Source organism: Mycobacterium sp. 1164966.3, assembly GCF_001665395.1.
Classification (GTDB): domain Bacteria; phylum Actinomycetota; class Actinomycetes; order Mycobacteriales; family Mycobacteriaceae; genus Mycobacterium.
Genome location: NZ_LZSG01000034.1, coordinates 16,454 through 36,733 on the forward strand (window position 1 = coordinate 16,454; position 20,280 = coordinate 36,733).

Below are 20,280 nucleotides of genomic sequence, written 5' to 3' on the forward strand. Positions count from 1 at the left end.
TAGCCTCGTCGCGTGAGCCATATCACTGCCAGCCAGGTGCTGGACGCGGTCCTGGACGAGGGCTCTTTCGTCAGCTGGGACGCCGCGCCGCCGGCAATCTCGATATCTGAGTCGTATGCCCGCGAGCTCGCCGACGCCCGAGCCGCCACCGGCCTGGACGAGTCGGTGCAGACCGGCGAGGGGCGGGTACACGGGCGCCGGGTGGCGGTGGTGGTCTGCGAGTTCGGCTTCCTCGGTGGCTCGATTGGGGTGGCGGCGGCCGAACGCATCACCTCCGCCGTCCAGCGAGCCACCGCTGAGCGGTTGCCCCTGCTGGCCTCGCCGAGCTCGGGCGGCACCCGCATGCAAGAGGGCACGGTCGCGTTCCTGCAGATGGTCAAGATCGCTGCCGCCGTCCAGCTGCACAAACAAGCGCACCTGCCCTACCTGGTCTACCTGCGCAACCCGACTACGGGCGGGGTGTTCGCATCGTGGGGGTCGCTGGGCCACGTGACGGTCGCCGAACCCGGTGCGCTGATCGGTTTCCTCGGACCGCGGGTTTATCAGCTGCTCTACGGCGAGCCGTTTCCGGCCGGAGTTCAGACCGCCGAAAACCTGCAGCGGCACGGTGTGGTCGACGCCGTGGTCCCGGTCGAGGAACTGCGCGCCACGCTGGACCGTGCGCTGACGGTGATCGCCGACGCCCCCGACGCGGCGCCCGTCGCGGAGCCATCCCCATCCGTGCCCGACGTGCCCGCGTGGCAGTCGGTGGTGGCGTCGCGCCGGCCTGACCGGCCCGGCGTAGGGCATCTGCTGCGGCACGGCGCCACTGATCAAGTGCTGCTATCCGGCACCGGTCAGGGCGAAGCGGCGACCACCCTGCTGGCGCTGTCCCGATTCACCGGCCAACCCGCCGTGGTGCTGGGTCAGCAGCGGATCTCCGGCGGGATGGGAGCCCGAGTCGGGCCAGTCTCGCTGCGTGAAGCCCGCCGCGGCATGGCGCTGGCCGCCGAACTGCGTTTGCCGCTGGTGCTGGTGATCGACACCGCGGGGCCGGCGTTGTCGGCCGAAGCCGAACAGGGCGGGCTGGCCGGCCAGATCGCCCAGTGCCTCGCCGAGCTGGTCACGCTGGATACCCCGACGGTGTCGGTGCTACTCGGACAGGGCAGCGGCGGTCCCGCGCTGGCGATGGTGCCCGCCGACCGGGTATTGGCTGCCCTGCACGGCTGGCTGGCGCCGCTGCCGCCCGAGGGCGCCAGCGCGATTGTCTTCCGGGACACCGACCACGCCGCCGAACTGGCTGCGGCTCAAGGCATTCGGTCGGCCGATCTGCTGAAGGCCGGAATCGTCGACGCCATCGTTCCGGAGTATCCGGACGCCGCCGACGAACCGGTGGAATTCTCCCGGCGACTGTCGAGGGCCATAGCCGTCGAGGTCCATGCGTTGCGCGCGATACCCGATGACGAACGCCTGGCCGGTCGGCTGCGGCGCTATCGCCGCATCGGCCTGCCTGCGCTGGGGCACGAAACTTAGACCGACACGCCGAAAAATCTTGCGCTGGTTTAAGTTTCGGCCATGTCCTCGACGCCGACGTCCCTCCCGACGAGGTACCGCTGGATCGTCGGGCCGAGCCACTGCACCACGTCGTCTCGACTCATCTCGGCGACCGGCGGCAACCGCAGCACAAATCGGCACAACGCCAGTCCGAGGATCTGGGTGGCAACAAGCCCGGCCCGCGTCGAAACCTCAGAAGCCTCCGACGCCGGCGCGAACGACGCCACGAGCGGCTGCAGCTGGCTGCCGAAAATCTCCTGCATCCGTTGCGCGGCCTCGGCATTCGTGGCGCTGGAGCGCAGCAGGATCACCAGCGCGTCGTCGGCCTCCCAGCGTTCCAGAAAATGCCGGACCAAAGACCAGCCCAATCGAGCGCGGTCGACCCCGGCGAAATCCGGAAACTGCAGATCGAAGTCGGCGGCGGCGGCGAAGAGCCTGTCTTTGTTGCCGAAGTAGCGCATGACCATCGCCGGATCCACGCCGGCATCTGCGGCGATCCCGCGAATGGTGGTGGCCTGAAAGCCGGCCTCGCCGAACCGCTCCCGGGCCGCCGCGAGGATGACCGACTTGGTTTCCGTAGACGATCGCCTCATGTCAACGATTGTAGGCCAACAACTGTTGACATACGGCCTAAACGCGCGCATCCTAGAGCTATGCCAACAAGCGTTGACTAACGGCACTAGGAGAGCGAGCCACCATGAACGACACCGATGTCCTGGTAGTGGGCGCCGGCCCAACCGGCCTGACACTGGCCGCATCCCTGCTGACGCGAGGCGTCCATGTCGAGGTGGTCGACAAGCTGCCGCAGGGTGCAAACACCTCGCGCGCGGCCGCCGTGAATGCCCGCACGCTCGAGGTTCTCGAAGATCTCGACGTGTCCCGTCGACTGGTCAAGGCCGGGCTGATCGCTCCGCGCTTCACCATGCGCGAGGGTTCGAAGCTCTTGATCGCGGTCGACTTCAGCACACTGCCCACGCAGTATCCGTACACGCTGATGATCTCTCAGGCCGTTACCGAGCGGCTGCTGGAAGAGCGCCTCAACGAGCTGGGCACCGAAGTGGTCCGGCCCAAGTCGCTGACCGGCCTGGACCAGGACGCCACCGGTGTCACTGCCACCTTCGACGACGGCGACGCCATCAGGGCGCGCTACGTCGTCGGCGCCGACGGCATGCACAGCAGCGTGCGCGAACAGGCCGGAATCGGCTTCGCCGGCGGCGAGTTCGCCGAATCGTTCGCGCTCGCCGACGTCCGCGTCACCGGCGAGGCGCCCCGCGACGAGGTGATCCTGTTCTACGGCAAGGACGGCCTGAACGTGCTGGCACCGCTGCCCGACGACATCTTCCGGGTTGTCGCGCCCGCCGCCGACGTGCCGCCGGTGCCGTCAGCCGAGTTCGTCCAGCAGCTGTTGGACACTCGCGGCTTCGGGCCGGGCCGCACGGTGGTCACCGAGCTGGTGTGGGGGTCGCGCTTCCGGATCCACCACCGCGTCGCCGACGGCTACCGGGCCGGTCGGCTGCTACTGGCCGGCGACGCCGCACACGTGCACAGCCCCGCCGGCGGCCAGGGCATGAACCTCGGCATCACCGACGCGATCGCCCTGGGCAAGGCCCTCGCGGAGGTGCTGCGCGACGGCTCGGAAGCTCGGCTCGATGCTTACAGCGCGGCGCAACGCCAGAAGGCCCAGCAGGTGCTGACGCTGACCGGACGGCTCACCCGGGTCGCGACCATGCCGCGGCTTCTCCGCCCCATCCGCAATTCGGCCATGCGCGCGGCCTCGCATGTTCCGGCGGCGCGACGGCAATTGGCCCGGCGGTTGAGCGGCATCTCGTGAGCCTCCCACGCCCATAGGCAGCGGTCAGGCAAAATGGGCGCCATGGACACTGGTCCCACCTCGCCCCGGGTCTTGGTCGTCGACGACGACTCCGACGTGCTCGCTTCGCTGGAACGCGGTCTGCGCCTGTCCGGATTCGAGGTGTCCACGGCGGTCGACGGCGCCGAAGCGCTACGCAGCGCCACCGAGACCCGGCCCGACGCGATCGTGCTGGACATCAACATGCCCGTGCTCGACGGCGTCAGCGTGGTCACCGCGTTGCGAGCGATGGACAACGACGTCCCCGTGTGCGTGCTCAGCGCGCGCAGTTCTGTGGACGACCGGGTGGCCGGCCTGGAGGCCGGTGCCGACGATTACCTGGTCAAGCCGTTCGTGCTGGCCGAGCTGGTCGCCCGAGTGAAGGCTCTGCTGCGCCGCCGCGGCTCCACGGCGACGTCATCGTCGGAAACCATCACCGTAGGTCCGCTGGAAGTCGACATTCCCGGCCGGCGGGCAAGGGTCAACGGTGTCGACGTGGACCTGACCAAGCGGGAATTCGACCTGCTCGCGGTGCTGGCCGAGCACAAGACCGCGGTTTTATCGCGTGCCCAGCTATTGGAGCTGGTGTGGGGTTACGACTTCGCCGCCGACACAAACGTCGTCGACGTCTTTATCGGCTACCTGCGTCGCAAGCTCGAGGCTAACGGCGGCCCCCGGCTGCTGCACACAGTCCGCGGGGTCGGATTCGTGCTGCGCATGCAATAGATTGAGCGGACCAGTAAGAACCAGTGATGAGCCTGCTGTCGCGAATTGTTGCCCGGACGCCTTCGTTGCGTACCCGGGTGGTGGTGGCGACGGCCATCGGCGCCGCGATTCCGGTACTCATCGTCGGCACCATCGTCTGGTTCGGCATCACCAACGACCGCAAGGAGCGTCTGGACCGCCGCCTCGACGAGGCCGCGGGTTTCGCAATCCCGTTCCTGCCGCGCGGCCTTGACGCGATCCCGCGTTCGCCCAACGACCGGGGCGCCATCATCACGGTCCGCCGCGGCGACACGGTCAAGTCGAGTTCCGACGACGTCACGCTGCCCAAGCTGCAAGCCGACTACGCCGACACCTACGTACACGGGGTGCGTTACCGGGTGCGCACGGTGGAGATCCCCGGACCCGAACCGACATCGGTGGCCGTCGGCGCCACCTACGACGCGACGATCGCCGAAACCAACAACCTGCACCGCCGGGTGCTGTTGATCTGTGGCTTCGCCATCAGCGCGGCGGCGGTGTTCGCGTGGCTGCTGGCCATATTCGCGGTGCGCCCGTTCAAACAGCTGGCCCAGCAAACCCGGAATATCGACGCGGGCGACGAAGCGCCGCAGGTCGAAGTGCACGGCGCCAGCGAAGCCATCGAGATCGCCGAGGCGATGCGAGGCATGTTGCAGCGGATCTGGGACGAACAGAACCGCACCAAGGAGGCCCTCGCGTCGGCCCGCGACTTCGCTGCGGTGTCCTCCCATGAGCTGCGCACGCCGCTGACCGCGATGCGCACCAACCTGGAGGTGCTGGCCACTCTCGATCTGCCCGACGACCAGCGCAAGGAAGTGCTCAACGACGTCATCCGGACCCAGTCGCGGATTGAGGCCACCCTGAGCGCGCTGGAGCGGTTGGCCCAGGGCGAGCTGTCCACGTCCGACGATCACGTACCGGTCGACATCACCGACCTGCTGGACCGTGCCGCCCACGACGCCACTCGGATCTACCCGGATCTCGACGTCTCGCTGGTGCCGTCGCCCACCTGCATCATCGTGGGGTTGCCGGCCGGGTTGCGGCTGGCCGTGGACAACGCGATCGCCAACGCGGTCAAGCATGGCGGCGCCACCGAGGTCCAGCTGTCCGCGGTCAGCTCACGCGCTGGCGTGGAGATCGCGATCGACGACAACGGCAGCGGAGTGCCCGAAGAGGAACGCCAAGTGGTCTTCGAGCGGTTCTCCCGCGGGTCTACGGCATCGCACTCCGGGTCGGGGCTAGGCCTGGCCCTGGTTGCCCAACAGGCCCACTTGCATGGTGGAACGGCGTCGCTGGAGAACAGTCCGCTGGGCGGTGCCCGGTTGGTGCTACGGCTTCCCGGCCCCAGCTAAGCCTCTGCTCCGGGCGCTCGTCCTGCACACTGGAGCGATGGCTAACGGGAGTAAACCGACCGACAACGAGACCATGGCGCACATCCGCGACCTGGTGGCCGAAGAAAAAGAGCTACGGGCCCAGCTGCAGCGCGGCGACATCGGCACGACCGAGGAGCACGATCGGCTGCGCCGGCTCGAGACCGAACTGGACCAGTGCTGGGACCTACTGCGACAGCGGCGGGCGCTGCGTGACTCCGGGGGTGACCCGCGCGAAGCAACCGTGCGCCCGGCCGACGAGGTCGAAGGTTACCTCGGCTAGCGAATGGGCGACGGCGCGCGGGAGTTCGACGTGGTCGTCGTCGGCGGTGGCCACAACGGCCTGGTCGCGGCCGCTTATCTAGCCCGGGCGGGCCTGCGGGTGCGGTTGCTGGAGCGACTGGACCACACCGGCGGGGCTGCGGTATCCGCGCAGGCGTTCGACGGCGTCGACGTCCGGGTGTCGCGCTACTCCTACCTCGTCAGCCTCTTGCCGTCGCGCATCGTGGAGGACTTGGGAGCTCCCATTCGGCTGGCGCGGCGGCAGTTTTCGTCGTACACACCGGACCCGGCGACCGCCGGTCGCACCGGCCTGCTCGTCGGGCCAGACTACGAAACATTTGCCGCCATCGGCGCCGGCGGTGATCGGCGCGGATTCGCCGAGTTCTACCGACGCTGCCAGCTGGTGACCACGCGACTCTGGCCGACGCTCATCGAACCGCTACCCAGCCGGAAGGAAGCTCGACGCCGTGTCCTTGAAGACCCCGACGGGGCGGCCGCTTGGAAGGCGATGGTGGACCAGCCGATCGGGCACGCCATCGCCGATGCCGTGAGCAACGACGTGGTCCGCGGGGTAATCGCCACCGATGCCCTGATCGGAACCTTCGCCCGCCTCGACGACGAGTCGCTGCGGCAAAACATCTGCTTTCTGTACCACGTGCTCGGCGGCGGCACCGGCGACTGGAACGTCCCGGTCGGCGGCATGGGCTCGGTGACCGCGGCGCTGAGCGCGGCGGCCAGAGGGTATGGCGCCGAAATAGTCACTGACGCAGAAGTTTTCGCTATCAATCCGGACGGCGAGGTGCGCTACCGCACCGACGACGACGAACACCTCATCGCCGGCCGCTTCGTGCTGGCCGGCGTCACACCGGCGGTACTGGCCGAGTTGCTCGGTGAACCCGCGCCGCCAGTCGCCCCGGGATCGCAGGTCAAGGTGAACATGGTGTTGCGCCGACTTCCGCGTCTGCGCGACGAGAGCGTGACGGCGCGGCACGCTTTCACGGGGACGTTCCACGTCAACGAGACATGGACCCAACTGGACAGCGCCTACACGCAGGCGGCCGCCGGGCGGCGGCCGAATCCCTTGCCGTGCGAGGCGTATTGCCATTCGCTGACCGACCCCAGCATTTTGTCGCCCGGGCTCCGAGACTCGGGCGCGCAGACGATGACGGTGTTCGGGCTGCACACACCGCACGGGTTGGGCACCACGCCCGAAGCCTTGACCGAATCGGTCCTAGCGTCGCTGAATTCCGTTCTGGCCGAGCCGATTCAAGGTCTGCTGATGACCGACGCGCACGGTAAGCCGTGCATCGAGACGACGACCACCCTGGACTTGGAACGCACACTGCGGTTGACCGCCGGCAATATTTTCCACGGCTCGTTGTCGTGGCCGTTCGCCGACGAGGATGACCCGCTGGACACTCCCGCGCGGCGATGGGGCGTCTCCACTGCGCACCCGCGAATCATGTTGTGCGGCTCGGGCGCTCGTCGCGGCGGGGCAGTCTCGGGTATCGGCGGCCACAACGCCGCGATGGCCGTGCTGGCTTCGTTTTGACCGCGAGCAGTCGCAAACCCGCCTAAAAACCGCCGGAATTGGGGGACTTTGCGTCTGCTCGGCGAAAAGAACTAGCGGCCGTCGATGGCGACGTAGTTCCGCTCGGTGTAGCCGGTATAGATCTGGCGCGGACGTCCGATCTTGCTGTCGCCCTCGTCGTGCATCTCCCGCCAGTGCGCGATCCAGCCCGGCAACCGGCCCAACGCGAACAGCACCGTGAACATCCGGGTCGGGAAGCCGAGGGCCCGGTAGATCAGGCCGGTGTAGAAGTCGACATTCGGGTAGAGCTTGCGCTCGACGAAGTAGTCGTCGGTCAACGCCGCCTCTTCGAGCTGCTTGGCGATGTCCAGCAGGTCGTCGTCGCCGCCGAGCTTGGACAGGATCTTGTCGGCCTGCTCCTTGACGATCCGGGCGCGCGGATCGTAGTTCTTGTAGACCCGGTGGCCGAAGCCCATCAACTTGACGCCGGCTTCGCGGTTCTTCACTTTCCGGACGAACTCGTTGACGTCGTCGTCGCTCTCGCGGATCTCTTCGAGCATCTCGAGCACCGCCTGGTTGGCCCCGCCGTGCAGTGGGCCCCACAGCGCATTGATGCCGCCGGAAATAGAGGTGAACAGGTTGGCCCGCGACGAGCCGACCAGACGCACCGTCGACGTCGAGCAGTTCTGCTCGTGGTCGGCGTGCAGGATGAACAGCATGTCCAGCGCCCGCACCACCTCGGGATCGGGCTCGTAGGGCTCGGCCGGGAAGCCGAACGTCATCCGCAAGAAGTTCTCCACGAGCGACAGCGAGTTGTCCGGGTAGAGGAAGGGCTGGCCGACGGACTTCTTGTAGGCGTACGCGGCGATGGTGGGCAGCTTGGCCAGCAGGCGGATAGTCGACAGTTCGACCTGGCCATTGTCGATGGGGTCAAGCGCATCTTGGTAGTAGGCCGAGAGCGCATTCACCACGCTCGACAACACCGGCATTGGGTGCGCATTACGCGGAAAGCCGTCGAAGAACCGCTTCAGATCCTCGTGCAACATGGTGTGCCGCTGGATCCGGTGGGTGAACTCGGCAAGCTGCTCGGTGTTCGGCAGCTCACCGTAAATCAGCAGGTAGCTGACCTCGATGAAAGTCGACTTCTCGGCCAGCTGCTCGATGGGATAGCCGCGGTAGCGCAGAATGCCGGCGTCGCCGTCGATGTAGGTGATGGCGCTCTTGCAGGCGGCGGTATTGCCGTAACCGACGTCGAATGTGGTGTATCCGGTCTTGGCCAACAGCGGGCCGAGCGCAATGCCGTCGTTCCCCTCGGTGGCTTGCACGATCTGCAGGTCCACCTCGCCGCCCGGGTACCGGAGGTTGGCGGTGTCGTCGTTGTCGGCCACGAGAACCCCTTTGCGCTCTGCTGACTGGCTGCCCACACCAGGTGCATCTAGTGCGTATAGGTGAAGGTAGTCGTTATCGCGGCCCCGTGTCTGCCCGGGGTGGAAACTGCTGGTGCTCACTTCGCGAGCAGGCCGAATCGAGCGAATCGGGCGCTGCCGAGCCGGAGTGGGCAACGGCCACGAGCCAACTCAGGGCTGTAGGCGTTCGACCCGATCGCCGACGACACGAATCCGGTTATGCACCCGGTTTTCCCGGCCTTGCCAGAATTCCACCACGTCCGGCGCAATGAGGTAGCCGCCCCAGTTCGGCGGCACCGGGACCTGCTCAAGGTTGGCGAACCGGGCCGTCACCTCCGACAGCTGGTCCAGCAGTGCCGCGCGCGAGGCGATCGGCCGCGACTGGTGCGACGCCCAAGCACCCAGTTGGGAGCCGCGCGGCCGCTTCGACCAGTAGTCCTCGGTGACCTGGGGGTCGACCTTGCTCACCGGCCCACGGACATGCACCTGGCGCCCCAGCTGATACCACGGAAAGGTCGCCGACGCGTACGGTGTCGCCGCCAGCTCGGCGCCCTTGTCCGAGTCATAGTTGGTGAAAAATGTGATGCCGGTCTCGTCGGCGCTCTTGCACAACACCGATCGGCTCACTGGCCTCCCCGCTGCGACGGTCGCCAGCACAAACGCGTTCGGCTCGGCGAGGCCGGCCTGTTCGGCATCGTCAATCCACTTGCGGAACAACGCAAGCCAGCCATTGTCGAGCCATTCGGCGTCTAAATCCGGGCTGCCGTCTTTCTCCGCCGCCCCATACTCCACTCGCATCCGCGCCAGGTGCTGCTCGTCTGGGCTTGCCATTGCTCCAACGCTACCGGCGCTTGCTACCGGCCGGTAGCATCGGGCCGGAACGCGGGTGCGAGAATTTTCCGTATGACTGTGGTCCCGCAAGATTTCGTCCCCGGCCTCAATGGAGTGGTGGCATTCACCACCGAGATCGCCGAGCCGGACAAAGATGGTGGCGCGCTGCGATACCGCGGTGTCGATATCGAGGATCTGGTCAACCAGCAGATCACATTCGGTGACGTATGGGCGCTGCTGGTGGACGGCAAGTTCGGCAGCGGCCTGCCGCCGGCCGAGCCTTTCCCGCTGCCGATCCACACCGGCGACGTGCGGGTCGACGTCCAGGCCGGTCTGGCGATGCTGGCGCCCATCTGGGGATACAAGCCGCTACTGGACATCGAGGACGACACCGCCCGCGAACAGCTGGCCCGTGCGTCAGTGATGGCACTGTCTTACGTCGCTCAGTCGGCACGCGGTATTTACCAGCCTGCGGTGCCGCAGCGGATCATTGACGAATGCTCAACGGTCACAGCACGTTTCATGACTCGCTGGCAGGGCGAGCCGGATCCCCGCCACGTCGAGGCCATTGACGCCTACTGGGTTTCAGCCGCCGAACACGGCATGAACGCCTCGACGTTCACCTCGCGGGTGATCGCCTCTACCGGCGCCGACGTAGCCGCCGCACTGTCCGGTGCAATCGGTGCGATGAGCGGACCGTTGCACGGCGGGGCGCCCGCGCGCGTCCTGCCGATGCTGGAAGAGGTGGAGCGCACCGGCGACGCCCGCGGTCTGGTCAAGGGAATTCTGGACCGCGGCGAGAAGCTGATGGGCTTCGGGCACCGGGTCTACCGCGCGGAAGACCCCCGCGCGCGGGTGCTGCGGGCCGCGTCCGAACGGCTTGGCGCGCCCCGCCACGACGTCGCCGTCGCGCTGGAACAGGCCGCCCTCTCTGAGCTGCGCGAACGTCGTCCGGACCACCCCATCGAGACCAACGTCGAGTTCTGGGCCGCGGTCATCCTGGACTTCGCCCGAGTGCCGGCCAACATGATGCCGGCGATGTTCACCTGCGGCCGCACAGCTGGATGGTGCGCCCACATCCTCGAGCAGAAGCGACTCGGTAAGCTGGTGCGCCCGTCGGCCATCTATGTCGGGCCGGGCCCGCGTAGCCCAGAATCTGTCGAAGGTTGGGACCGAGTTCTCACCGGGGCGAGGGCCTAGCTCTAAGCGCCGTGGGCTGTGTGCGGCGTGACTCGGTTCACCATTGGATCGACTCGGTACACCATTGGCCACACCGGCCACTCCCATCACCGGAGAATAGGCGTGTGTGTTTTGTCCGACTCTGAGCGACAATTGGCTTGCCGCGCAACGCTTGTCGCTAGGTGGACAAAAACTACACATCCTGACATGCGGGCCGTCGATTATGCGCACCCGGCCCGACAGCATGTTTGAGACAGCCCGAGCTAGATTTGTCGCTCCCGACGGCGCACCCATCGTCTAGGCGCCCACGGCAAATTCGCTGTCTCGGCTTTTCGAGCGTGAATCCTGGGCTTTGCCAGTGAATCCTGGGCTTTGCCAGTGCATCCTGGGCGGACAAATCGGCGGACTGCCGGCCTGGCTTCACGCGCAAGGCCCTCAGCTCACGCGCAAAGCCCTCGCGTCACAGCCAACGCCCTCAGCTCACACCCAACGCCGTCTGTTCAACCCAACGCCCTCGGTACATGCCGATAGCCGGTTCATGCATCCGGTTTTGTCGGTACCTCGCGATTGAATGCCTGTGTCGCGATGACTTCTCATCGCGCGCACGGTCTATAACCGTGAGCCCGGGCCAAAGCCTGGTCCGGGATACCGACAGCAAGGAGAACACGATGGCGATCAACGTCGAGCCCGCTCTGTCCCCGCACCTGGTAGTCGACGACGCCGCCGCAGCGATCGATTTCTACGTCAAGGCCTTCGATGCCGTCGAGCTGGGCCGAGTTCCCGGCCCGGAGGGCAAGTTGGTCCACGCCGCGGTGCGCATCAACGGCTTCCTGGTCATGCTCGCCGACGACTTTCCGGAAATGTGTGGCGGCAAGTCGATGACCCCGAAGTCACTGGGCGGAACGCCGGTCACCATCCATCTGACCGTCACCGACGTGGACGCGAAGTTTCAGCGGGCGGTGGACGCGGGCGCCACGGTAGTAATGCCAGTGGACGACCAGTTCTGGGGAGACCGCTACGGGATAGTCGCCGACCCGTTCGGCCACCAGTGGTCGCTGGGACAGCCGGTGCGCGAGCTCAGCATGGAAGAGGTCCAGGAGGCGATGGCCGCGCAGGCGGGCGGCTAACCGAGCTAGGTCGCGGAAAGTTCACGCAGTCGAGCGGTCAGCCGGCGCCGTAACGACGTCGGCTGCGCGGCGGCCGCGGCGGCCAGCATGTCGTCGACGTCGGTGAACTTGTTGCGCGGGCGGCCGGAGGCCTTGCCCCGCGCAACCTCGGCGGCGTCGATGGCGTGCCATCCGGCCGAATCCACGACGTCGGGCTGACGAGCCCGCACCAATTTGGACAGCGCCGCGGACCCGGCCACCGGCTCGGTCAGCTTGCCGGCGTTGAAATCGGCGACCAGGTTATGGATGGTTTGCAGCGAGCAGGACTTGTTGGTGCCGATGAAGCCGGTGGGTCCGCGCTTGACCCAGCCGGCGACATAAGCGCCCGGTACCGGCTCGCCGGATCCGACGTCGACGACACGACCGCCGTCGTTGGGCACGACAGCCGACGCAGCGTCGAATGGCAAATCGCGAATCGGCTTGCCGCGGTAGCCAATTGATGTCAGTACCAAGCCGGCATCAAGTTGGCGGCGCCGCTCGGTACCGGTGAGGGTGAACTCGACGCCGGTTGCCCGCTGCGGCCCGAGGACCTGCACGGGGGTCAGCCGATACGCCAACCGGACGCGCGGGCGCGAACTCGGCACTGAGCTGTCGCCGAGTTTGCTCAGGATCTCCAGTTTGTTCTTGGTCAGCGGGTCGGAGGCGGTCGCAAAATCCTGGGCGACCAGCTCGTGGTCGGCGGCGTCGAGTACCACATCGGAGGCGCCCGTCAGCCCGATCAACTCGGGCAGTGTGAACGCCGAGTGCGCGGGGCCGCGCCTGGCGGCGATCACCACCTCGCGGACCGCGGAGTTGCGCAACGCCTGCAGCGCGCGGTCGGAGATGTCGGTGCGGGCCAAGTCGTCTGGGTCGGCGGTGAGCACGCGGGCCACGTCGAGGGCAACGTTGCCGTTACCGATGATCACGACCCGCTCGTGATTGAGATCGATTGGCAAATGGGCGAATTCGGGATGCCCGTTGATCCAGGCGACCAACTCTGTCGCGGTTGCGGTGCCCGGCAAACCCATTCCGTCGATATCCAGCCGATGGTCGTCGGGCGCGCCAACCGCGTACAGCACGGCATGGTGGTGCGCCAGCAATTCGGCGTGGCTCAGGTGCTTGCCGATCTCGACGTTGAGATAGAACCGGAAGCGGCGATGACTGGCCACCCGGTCGAAGAGCCGGGTGACCCGCTTGGTGCTCTGATGATCGGGTGCCACTCCGGCACGCACCAGCCCGTAAGGGGTCGGCAGCTTCTCGAACACGTTGACGCGCACGCCGTGCTGGACCAGCAGCTCGTCGGCCGCGTACATCGCCGCGGGCCCGGAACCCACGATGGCAACCGTCAGCGGCTGAGAGCGCGCCCGCACCTCCGGGGCAGGGATCACCGGCGCTAGTTTCGACGTCGGCGGCAGTTTCACGTCGGCGGGTCGCTCCGGATAGAACGACGCGTTGATCTCGATGAACGGCAGTTGCTTTGGCTCCAGCCTGGTATCGGGCGCGATCGCACCGACCGGGCAGGCACTCACACAGGCGCCGCAGTCCACGCAGGCAACCGGATCGATATACAACATCTCCGACGTGGCGAACCCCGGCTCGTCCGGCGACGGGTGGATGCAATTGACCGGGCACGCGAAGACGCAAGACCCGTCATTGCAGCACGACTGAGTAATAACGTGCGGCATCAGCAGCTAAAGCTTCGAAAAACTCGCGGAGTTACGCGGCCGGCGCAGCGGCCAGGTGCTGGCGCTGCGGCTCGCTGCGGTAGCGCGACGGTTTGCCGTTTATCTTGCAGATGCGCCACATGAGCCGGGCAGAGCGAGTTTCCATCAGACCGGTGTCATACGCCAACATCCGGACATCGGAGAACATGTCGCGCAACCACTTTCGCGACTCCGGCGACCGGAAGAACAGCTCCTTCTTGACCGAGCGCGGAATATCGAACTCCTGCCAGAACGACTTGGGCGGAATCAAAATCGCATTGCACAACGTGCGCATCGTCAACGGGAAGTACAGCGAAACCCAGAATCGCTGCCTGCGAGTCAACTCCGGCAACCGCCGGCGCAGGAACTCATGGGCGAACGATATGTGCCTTGCTTCCTCGGCCACGTGAATGGCCATCACCCGTTCCATGATCGGGTGCAGCGACTTGCCCTCCCGAAGCACCTGCTTCTGGGTGTGATCGATGGGCTCTTCACCGGCGAGCACACCGATGAAGAACGCAACCGGCAGTGGTCCGGCCACCAGCGGCACCAGCGGCGAAATCCAACGCAGCCGCCTCGGCATCCCCGGGACATCGGCGCCGATGCGGTTGACCATCTCCTGGAACATCATGGTGTGGTTGCACTCTTCGACGGATTCGTGCAGGCAGTACCGGTATTCCGGCGACCCGTTGGGCACCCAGAAGGTGTAGTTCATCAGCCCGCGGATCAAGATGGACTCGAAGTGCAATCCCACCTTGGCCACGTTGGCCTGCCGCCACATGCCGATCTTGATCTGGCGTTCCAGCGGCTGTGCCTGATACCAGGGATGACGGCCCAGAGGGTCGGTCGCCGGGAGAACCCACCGAGGATCGTTCTCGGTGACTTTGAATTCCGGTGACTTCCAGTCGATATCGGTGTACGGGTTGAAGTTTCGCCGCACCGACCCCTCGGACAGTGTGGCGAGCATCTCCACGTACTCAGCGTCGTCGCGCACCTCCATGTTGCGGCGCCATCGCTGAACCATTCGCGTCCTGGCCATTCAGCCCTCCCCAATGAGGTTTACGTTGGGACGTGTACCCAAGACGGTACCGGCGGTACCGCGAATTCACCAGGCTTGGCCAAAGCAGTGTGGCCTGACCAGTGGTCACGCTTTTCGAGTGACCTAGGTCACACTGCGCTCGCTCCCGGGACCTCGGCTGTCAGCCCGCCGCCGGGGCACTTCCGGACCGCTCACTACCCTGGTGGCCATGGCTGAGCCCCTCCAGATTCCCGCTGACATCAAACCCCGCGACGGTCGCTTCGGATCGGGCCCGTCGAAGGTCCGGCCCGAACAATTGCAGGCGCTGGCCACCACGGCTGCCGAGCTGTTCGGCACGTCGCATCGGCAGGCGCCGGTGAAGAATCTGGTCGGTCGGGTGCGTTCGGGGCTGGCCGAGCTGTTCTCCATACCGGATGGCTACGAGGTGATCCTGGGCAACGGCGGTGCGACCGCCTTCTGGGATGCCGCCGCCTTCGGCCTGATCGACAAGCGCTCGTTGCACCTGGCCTACGGCGAGTTCAGCTCCAAGTTCGCCTCCGCCGTCAGCAAGAACCCGTTCGTCGCCGACCCCGTGATCATCAAGGCGGACCCCGGCAGCGCGCCAGCTCCGCAGAGTGACCCGTCCGTCGACGTGATCGCCTGGGCGCACAACGAGACATCGACCGGGGTCGCGGTCCCGGTGCGCCGCCCCGCGGGCTCGGGTGACGCGTTGATCGTCATCGACGCGACATCCGGCGCCGGCGGGCTGCCGGTCGACATCGCCGACACCGACGCGTACTACTTCGCGCCCCAGAAGAACTTCGCCAGCGACGGCGGCCTGTGGCTGGCGATCATGAGCCCGGCCGCGCTGGCCCGCGTCGAGTCCATCGCCGATTCCGGTCGCTGGGTGCCCGACTTTTTGTCCCTGCCGATCGCCGTCGAGAACAGCCTGAAAAACCAGACCTACAACACCCCGGCCATCGGCACCCTGGCGCTGCTGGCCGAGCAGCTCGACTGGATGCTGGGCAACGGCGGCCTGCAATGGGCGGTCAAGCGCACGGCGGACTCGTCGCAGCGGTTGTACTCGTGGGCGCAGGAGCGGCCGTACACCACGCCGTTCGTCACCGACCCGGAGCTGCGGTCCCAGGTGGTCGGCACGATCGATTTCGCCGACGAGGTGGACGCCGCGGCCGTCGCGAAGATCCTGCGGACCAACGGCATCGTCGATACCGAGCCGTACCGCAAACTCGGCCGCAACCAGCTGCGGGTGGCGATGTTCCCCGCGGTCGAGCCCGACGACGTCAGCGCTCTGACCGAATGCGTCGACTGGGTGGTCGAGCGGCTGTAGTCCGGCGAGCTCCCGCGTGTCACCAAGGTCAACGACGTTTGTCGCACTAGAGTGCGCAGCTAACAGGTCGTGCTGACCCGCACGAAACCTGCGAGGAGATGCCATGCGGGAACTCAAAGTGGTCGGGCTCGATGCCGACGGGAAATGCATCATCTGCGAGGGGGATGACACCGCAGAAAGGTTCAAGCTCCCGGCCGATGACCGACTGCGGGCGGCCCTCGACGGCGAGCCGGCGCAGCCGGAACAACCGCAGCTCGACATCGAAGTCACCAACATGCTGAGCCCCAAGGAAATTCAGGCCCGCATCCGCGCCGGTGCATCCGTCGAACAGGTAGCCGCGGCTTCGGGATCGGATGTCAACCGGATTCGACGGTTCGCGAACCCGGTATTGCTGGAACGTTTTCGCGCCGCGGAGCTGGCGACGGCCGCGCACCCGCTGCTGGCCGACGGTCCCTCGGTGCTGACACTGCTGGAGACCATCACCGCCGCGCTGATGACGCGCGGTTTGCAGGCCGACCGACTCAGCTGGGACGCCTGGCGCAACGAAGACGGCCGCTGGACGGTGCAGCTGACGTGGAAGGCTGGCAGGTCGGACAACCGTGCCCATTTCCGGTTCACCCCCGGCGCCCACGGCGGTACCGTCAGCGCGATCGACGATGCCGCCAGTGAGCTGATCGACCCGGACTTCAAGGCGCCCCTGCGGCCGCTAGCGCCGGTCTCCCACATTGCGTTTGAAGCCTTCGACGACTTCGAGGAGCCAGCCGCGCCAGAAGCCCCGCAGCCGCAGCAGCAGGCGAGCAGCCGACGTGGCAAGCCGCCGGTCCCGGCCTGGGAGGACGTGCTGCTCGGGGTGCGCTCGAGCGGGCAGCGCTAGCTGCTGCCGACCATCGCCAGGAGCGCCAGCCACGCACCCGCGACGCCAACCCCCGCACCCAGCACGAACCAGCGCAGCACCGGGGTGCGCCGCCAGCCCCACACCGTCGGCGCCAGTCCCCCAACCGCCACGATGTTGAGTCCCACGGCCAGCAGCGCATGCACCCGTATCAGGCCGAGGCTGAGCACCACCACGGCGGTTCCGATGACCGCGGCCACGAAACCGGCCACCGTCAAACCCGTTGCCCACGGCGTGGATTGGTCCGTCACGAGCCGAGCCTAACTCGCATTGTCCGCCTCCTCATCGAGCCGCGCAGCGCTCGTAGAAGGCCAGCGCCGCCGCCGTCGCGACGTTGAGCGAGTCGGTCCCCCGCGACATCGGGATGCGCACCCGCACATCGCTGCGCCCCAGGGCGGCCGGCGTCAGTCCCGGGCCCTCCGCCCCGACCAGCACCGCAATCCGCTCGTCGCGGACGTCCGCCATCGCCTCGGCCAGCGGGCGCGCATCGCCGTGCGGAGTCATCGCCAGCAACCGGAAGCCGCTTTGTTTCAGCTTCGCCAGATCGACGGGCCAGTCGGTTGCTCGCGCATATGGCACCAGCAACGCGTGGCCCATGGATACCCGGACCGCGCGGCGGTAGAGCGGATCGGCGCAGCCACTGCCGAACACCACCGCATCCACGCCCAGCCCCGCCGCATTGCGGAAGATCGAGCCCAGGTTCTCGTGGTCGTTGACGCCTTCCAGCACCGCGACGGTACGGGCGCCGTCGACCACTTCGGCAACGCCGGGTTCGGGCACCCGCCGCGCGGCGGCCAGCACTCCGCGGTTGAGGTGAAAGCCGACCACCCGCGCCATCACATCAGCGGAGACGCGATAGAAGGGCGCCCTGGCGCCGGCCAGGTCGCCGTGGAGTTCGGCCAGCCTGCGGTCGGTGCCCAGCAACGCGAACGGCGTGAACCGGGATGCCAGCATGCGCTGCACCACCAGCACACCCTCGGCGATCACCAGCCCTTTGCCGGTGGGCAGATCGGGACGACGGTCGACGCTGTTCAGGTCGCGGAAATCGTCGAGCCGTGGATCGTCTGGATCGTCAATGTCGAAGACGTCGCTCACGGGCGTCCGTCGGCCCTGTCGTCCACTAAAGCCAGCATCAGATCGGCCGCGCAGCGCAGGATGTCACGCTGGTTGTCGTCCAGCGTCGCGAGCCGCTCGGCCAGCCACTCCTGGCGGGCGCGGCGCGCCGCCTTGACCAGCTCGGCACCGGCCTCGGACACCGAGACCAGCACCTGGCGACCGTCGACAGGATGCGGTGTGCGGTCCACGAAGCCCATGTCGGCCAACGAGGCGACCACCCGCGTCATCGACGGCGGCCGTACTCGTTCCCGAAGCGCCAGCGCCCCGGGAGTCATCGCCCCTTCGTTGGCCAGTGTGGTCAGCACCGACAACTGGGACAGCGACACCGGCGACTGCGGATTGCGGAACCGCAGCTGCCGCGCCAGCCGCATGACCGCCAACGACAAGTCGCTGGCCAGGCGGGCATCGCTGTCAGGCACAGCGCGAGGTTACAACGGAACCTGAGAAAGAACACTCGAAACGCGAGCGACGGACCTCGCCCCATTCACCGCGAGGCGCTATTTCGTCAGCCGCGAAACGTCCTTAACCGTCGCCCGGCTAGATTTGTCGCGATGTCTGTCGAACGTGATCAGAACATTGAGCCGCCGCCGCTGCCACCGAAGTTGCTCGCGGTGTGGCCGGTCATTGTGGTCGGCGTGCTGGGTTGGCTGATCGCGGCGGCAGTGGCGTTTCTGGTGCCGACACTGGCGAGTTGGCGTCCGCTGACCGTGGCCGGACTGGTAACCGGAGTGGTCGGTACGAGCATCTTTCTGTGGCAACTCGCCGCTGCCCGGCGTGGCGCGCGCGGCGCGCAATCCGGACTCGAAACCTTTCTCAACCCGAAATAGATCGCAACAGCAATTCACAACGACGCGTCCCGGGAGGATCAGTGGTAGCACCACTTCTACAAGCGCACGTCGACATCGACGCGCCGGCATCGAAAGTCTGGGCGCTGATTTCTGATTTCCGGCGAATGCCGGAATGGAGTCCGCAATGCCGCTGGATGCGGCCTTTCGGTCCGCTGCGCCAGGGCACCCGCACGCTGAACTTCAACCGACGCAATCGACTTTTCTGGCCCACTACGTCCACCGTGATCGAGGTGATCCCGGAGAAGAAGCTGACATTCCGGGTCGACGCCAACCGCACCGTGTGGAGCTACGAGCTCGAGCCGAACGGCGAGGGCACCCGGGTGATCGAGAGCCGGCACGCCGAAAACGGTGTCAGCGCGTTTTCGAACATGTCGGTTAACGCCTTCTTGGGCGGAACGACGAACTTCGAGCGCGAGCTGCTGGACGGCATGAACACGTCGCTGGCGAACATCAAAGCCGCCGCCGAGCGAGGTTAATCCGACTCCTCTTCGGAGGGCTGCACTGGCGGTGTCTCCAGCATGTCGAGGACACCGTCGTCGTACGGCTCGTAGATCGGAGAGCCAGTGCCCGCGGGGGCCGGGGTGTCGGAGTGAGCGCCGCAGCCGTACTGCTTGTCGACGACGTGTCCGTCGGCGGACAACTCGTTGCCGCAAACGCCGAACATCGCGCCGAGCGACCCGGCCAACGGCAGGAAGAAGCCGCAGTCGCGACAGACGCGCTTGGTGGACCGAGCCATCGCCGACGCGGGACCGTAGTCGCCCTCGTGCCATCTTTCGGCGGCCTCGGCGCGACCCCAGGCACTCATCACCCAGCGCCGGCCCAGCCCGATCTCCGCGGCGGTCTCGTCTACCTGCGGGTCACCGCTGGCGGCATAGCCGGGAGCCAGCCGCGGGTCGTCCGCGGCCGGAGCCAGCAGGTCACCAGGGCTCAAATCCCCCGGCTTGACGCGCTGCTCCCACGGCACCCACTCGGGCGCTAACAGCGCCGTCGGCCCGGGGACCAGCACCACTTCGCTCACGGTGGCGTGATCGGCACCCGGATACGCGGCGACGACGACGGACCACTGCCACCCCTGATAGCCGGGCAGATGCGCCAGGAACCGATGGGTGGCGGCGGCGGGGTCTTCATACCCGACGCCCAGATAGTCACCCACCGTGTCGGCTCCGCTGACCTCCGCGATCGCGGCCCTGGCCTGGTCGACCGCGCCCGTCAGCACCGCCGCCAACCCCTCGGGCCACTCGTCCACGGTTGACACGGCGGCTTCCTCGATGGGTCCGCTCACACTGCTACCTTCCTGTCCCGCTGTAGGTGTCCTCAATACTGCCGAAAACGACGTTGCCGAGCCACACTGGCCACTTGCCGACGCATGCAGCCGGCATAGGACAGAATTGAACGGTGTCTGGACGGCGGCGTGATCACCCGGGCCCCGAGGCCCCCTACCCGGGCCGCCGGCCCCGCACCGGACCGGTCAACGAACACCCCGGC

The 20,280-nt window shown here is 66.9% G+C and carries 21 protein-coding genes; 12 read left to right on the top strand and 9 right to left on the bottom strand.

Annotated elements, in window-relative coordinates; genetic code table 11:
- Positions 1-12 precede the first annotated feature (12 nt).
- On the top strand, positions 13-1,512 hold the full coding sequence (locus tag A9W99_RS11055; RefSeq protein WP_067376921.1) for a carboxyl transferase domain-containing protein: 1,500 nt from the start codon (positions 13-15) through the stop codon (positions 1,510-1,512).
- 29 nt (positions 1,513-1,541) lie between these two features.
- On the opposite strand, the gene A9W99_RS11060 is transcribed toward A9W99_RS11055, so the two are convergent.
- Positions 1,542-2,126: a TetR family transcriptional regulator gene (locus A9W99_RS11060; protein WP_067376924.1), complete on the bottom strand. Its 585-nt coding sequence runs from the start codon at positions 2,124-2,126 to the stop codon at positions 1,542-1,544.
- 104 nt (positions 2,127-2,230) lie between these two features.
- Between A9W99_RS11060 and A9W99_RS11065 the strand changes: the two genes are divergently transcribed.
- Genes A9W99_RS11065 through A9W99_RS11085 form a run of 5 tightly spaced genes read left to right on the top strand, consistent with a single transcriptional unit; the run spans position 2,231 to position 7,330 of the window.
- The gene (locus A9W99_RS11065) at positions 2,231-3,364 is read left to right on the top strand and encodes an FAD-dependent monooxygenase (RefSeq protein ID WP_067376927.1); all 1,134 of its coding nucleotides are present in this window, start codon (positions 2,231-2,233) and stop codon (positions 3,362-3,364) included.
- A 33-nt stretch (positions 3,365-3,397) separates the two neighbouring features.
- Positions 3,398-4,108 (top strand): two-component system response regulator PrrA, encoded by a 711-nt coding sequence (gene prrA / locus A9W99_RS11070; RefSeq protein WP_156623058.1) that lies wholly within the window; start codon positions 3,398-3,400, stop codon positions 4,106-4,108.
- Positions 4,109-4,134: 26 nt separating this feature from the next.
- On the top strand, positions 4,135-5,478 hold the full coding sequence (locus A9W99_RS11075; protein ID WP_067376929.1) for a HAMP domain-containing sensor histidine kinase: 1,344 nt from the start codon (positions 4,135-4,137) through the stop codon (positions 5,476-5,478).
- A 37-nt stretch (positions 5,479-5,515) separates the two neighbouring features.
- Entirely contained in the window at positions 5,516-5,779 is a 264-nt protein-coding gene (locus A9W99_RS11080) for a DUF2630 family protein (protein WP_067376931.1), read from the top strand.
- Between the two features lie 3 nt (positions 5,780-5,782).
- The gene (locus tag A9W99_RS11085; protein WP_067376935.1) at positions 5,783-7,330 is read left to right on the top strand and encodes an NAD(P)/FAD-dependent oxidoreductase; all 1,548 of its coding nucleotides are present in this window, start codon (positions 5,783-5,785) and stop codon (positions 7,328-7,330) included.
- 71 nt (positions 7,331-7,401) lie between these two features.
- Here the strand turns inward: A9W99_RS11085 and A9W99_RS11090 are convergent, their stop codons facing one another.
- Together A9W99_RS11090 and pdxH are read right to left on the bottom strand one after the other, a co-directional pair.
- Positions 7,402-8,697, bottom strand: a complete 1,296-nt coding sequence (locus tag A9W99_RS11090; protein ID WP_067376938.1) for a citrate synthase — start codon at positions 8,695-8,697, stop codon at positions 7,402-7,404.
- 189 nt (positions 8,698-8,886) lie between these two features.
- Complete coding sequence (gene pdxH, locus A9W99_RS11095) at positions 8,887-9,546, bottom strand: pyridoxamine 5'-phosphate oxidase (RefSeq protein ID WP_067376941.1); 660 nt, start codon at positions 9,544-9,546, stop codon at positions 8,887-8,889.
- A gap of 72 nt (positions 9,547-9,618) precedes the next feature.
- On the opposite strand from pdxH, the gene A9W99_RS11100 reads away from it, so the two are divergent.
- Both A9W99_RS11100 and A9W99_RS11105 read left to right on the top strand, forming a co-directional pair.
- Positions 9,619-10,746: a citrate synthase 2 gene (locus A9W99_RS11100; RefSeq protein ID WP_067376943.1), complete on the top strand. Its 1,128-nt coding sequence runs from the start codon at positions 9,619-9,621 to the stop codon at positions 10,744-10,746.
- A gap of 647 nt (positions 10,747-11,393) precedes the next feature.
- Positions 11,394-11,852 (top strand): VOC family protein, encoded by a 459-nt coding sequence (locus A9W99_RS11105; RefSeq protein ID WP_067377446.1) that lies wholly within the window; start codon positions 11,394-11,396, stop codon positions 11,850-11,852.
- 5 nt (positions 11,853-11,857) lie between these two features.
- Here A9W99_RS11105 and A9W99_RS11110 read toward each other — a convergent pair whose 3' ends face one another.
- Entirely contained in the window at positions 11,858-13,555 is a 1,698-nt protein-coding gene (locus tag A9W99_RS11110; RefSeq protein WP_067376946.1) for an FAD-dependent oxidoreductase, read from the bottom strand.
- A gap of 31 nt (positions 13,556-13,586) precedes the next feature.
- Positions 13,587-14,612 (bottom strand): diiron oxygenase, encoded by a 1,026-nt coding sequence (locus A9W99_RS11115; RefSeq protein ID WP_067376949.1) that lies wholly within the window; start codon positions 14,610-14,612, stop codon positions 13,587-13,589.
- 208 nt (positions 14,613-14,820) lie between these two features.
- Between A9W99_RS11115 and serC the strand changes: the two genes are divergently transcribed.
- Both serC and sepH read left to right on the top strand, forming a co-directional pair.
- A complete protein-coding gene (serC, locus tag A9W99_RS11120) occupies positions 14,821-15,939 on the top strand; it encodes a phosphoserine transaminase (RefSeq protein WP_067376952.1) in 1,119 nt (372 codons plus the stop codon).
- A 103-nt stretch (positions 15,940-16,042) separates the two neighbouring features.
- Complete coding sequence (gene sepH, locus A9W99_RS11125) at positions 16,043-16,813, top strand: septation protein SepH (RefSeq protein ID WP_067376957.1); 771 nt, start codon at positions 16,043-16,045, stop codon at positions 16,811-16,813.
- On the opposite strand, the gene A9W99_RS11130 is transcribed toward sepH, so the two are convergent.
- From A9W99_RS11130 to A9W99_RS11140, 3 genes are read right to left on the bottom strand one after another with little or no spacing between them, the layout of a single operon-like run.
- On the bottom strand, positions 16,810-17,082 hold the full coding sequence (locus tag A9W99_RS11130) for a DUF2537 domain-containing protein (RefSeq protein ID WP_067376960.1): 273 nt from the start codon (positions 17,080-17,082) through the stop codon (positions 16,810-16,812). The genes sepH and A9W99_RS11130 overlap by 4 nt on opposite strands.
- Before the next feature lie 31 nt (positions 17,083-17,113).
- Positions 17,114-17,926 (bottom strand): RNA methyltransferase, encoded by an 813-nt coding sequence (locus tag A9W99_RS11135; protein ID WP_067376963.1) that lies wholly within the window; start codon positions 17,924-17,926, stop codon positions 17,114-17,116.
- Positions 17,923-18,318: a MarR family transcriptional regulator gene (locus A9W99_RS11140; protein ID WP_371514951.1), complete on the bottom strand. Its 396-nt coding sequence runs from the start codon at positions 18,316-18,318 to the stop codon at positions 17,923-17,925. The genes A9W99_RS11135 and A9W99_RS11140 overlap by 4 nt, the downstream gene beginning before the upstream one ends.
- A gap of 180 nt (positions 18,319-18,498) precedes the next feature.
- Here A9W99_RS11140 and A9W99_RS11145 point away from each other — a divergent pair, with 180 nt between their 5' ends.
- Both A9W99_RS11145 and A9W99_RS11150 read left to right on the top strand, forming a co-directional pair.
- Complete coding sequence (locus A9W99_RS11145; protein WP_067376969.1) at positions 18,499-18,774, top strand: DUF2530 domain-containing protein; 276 nt, start codon at positions 18,499-18,501, stop codon at positions 18,772-18,774.
- Between the two features lie 41 nt (positions 18,775-18,815).
- Positions 18,816-19,271, top strand: coding sequence for an SRPBCC family protein (locus A9W99_RS11150; RefSeq protein WP_067376972.1), 456 nt, complete (start codon positions 18,816-18,818; stop codon positions 19,269-19,271).
- Here the strand turns inward: A9W99_RS11150 and A9W99_RS11155 are convergent.
- A complete protein-coding gene (locus tag A9W99_RS11155) occupies positions 19,268-20,077 on the bottom strand; it encodes a DUF3027 domain-containing protein (protein WP_067376975.1) in 810 nt (269 codons plus the stop codon). The two genes, A9W99_RS11150 and A9W99_RS11155, sit on opposite strands and share 4 nt — an antisense overlap.
- Between the last annotated feature and the right edge of the window lie 203 nt (positions 20,078-20,280).

Coding starts and splice junctions, on each gene's coding strand:
- A9W99_RS11060 (WP_067376924.1), bottom strand. CDS start 2,126: ATGAGGCGATCGTCTACGGAAACCAAGTCGGTCATCCTCGCGGCGGCC.
- A9W99_RS11065 (WP_067376927.1), top strand. CDS start 2,231: ATGAACGACACCGATGTCCTGGTAGTGGGCGCCGGCCCAACCGGCCTG.
- prrA (WP_156623058.1), top strand. CDS start 3,398: ATGGGCGCCATGGACACTGGTCCCACCTCGCCCCGGGTCTTGGTCGTC.
- A9W99_RS11075 (WP_067376929.1), top strand. CDS start 4,135: ATGAGCCTGCTGTCGCGAATTGTTGCCCGGACGCCTTCGTTGCGTACC.
- A9W99_RS11080 (WP_067376931.1), top strand. CDS start 5,516: ATGGCTAACGGGAGTAAACCGACCGACAACGAGACCATGGCGCACATC.
- A9W99_RS11085 (WP_067376935.1), top strand. CDS start 5,783: ATGGGCGACGGCGCGCGGGAGTTCGACGTGGTCGTCGTCGGCGGTGGC.
- pdxH (WP_067376941.1), bottom strand. CDS start 9,546: ATGGCAAGCCCAGACGAGCAGCACCTGGCGCGGATGCGAGTGGAGTAT.
- A9W99_RS11100 (WP_067376943.1), top strand. CDS start 9,619: ATGACTGTGGTCCCGCAAGATTTCGTCCCCGGCCTCAATGGAGTGGTG.
- A9W99_RS11105 (WP_067377446.1), top strand. CDS start 11,394: ATGGCGATCAACGTCGAGCCCGCTCTGTCCCCGCACCTGGTAGTCGAC.
- A9W99_RS11110 (WP_067376946.1), bottom strand. CDS start 13,555: ATGCCGCACGTTATTACTCAGTCGTGCTGCAATGACGGGTCTTGCGTC.
- A9W99_RS11115 (WP_067376949.1), bottom strand. CDS start 14,612: ATGGCCAGGACGCGAATGGTTCAGCGATGGCGCCGCAACATGGAGGTG.
- serC (WP_067376952.1), top strand. CDS start 14,821: ATGGCTGAGCCCCTCCAGATTCCCGCTGACATCAAACCCCGCGACGGT.
- sepH (WP_067376957.1), top strand. CDS start 16,043: ATGCGGGAACTCAAAGTGGTCGGGCTCGATGCCGACGGGAAATGCATC.
- A9W99_RS11140 (WP_371514951.1), bottom strand. CDS start 18,318: ATGCGGCTGGCGCGGCAGCTGCGGTTCCGCAATCCGCAGTCGCCGGTG.
- A9W99_RS11145 (WP_067376969.1), top strand. CDS start 18,499: ATGTCTGTCGAACGTGATCAGAACATTGAGCCGCCGCCGCTGCCACCG.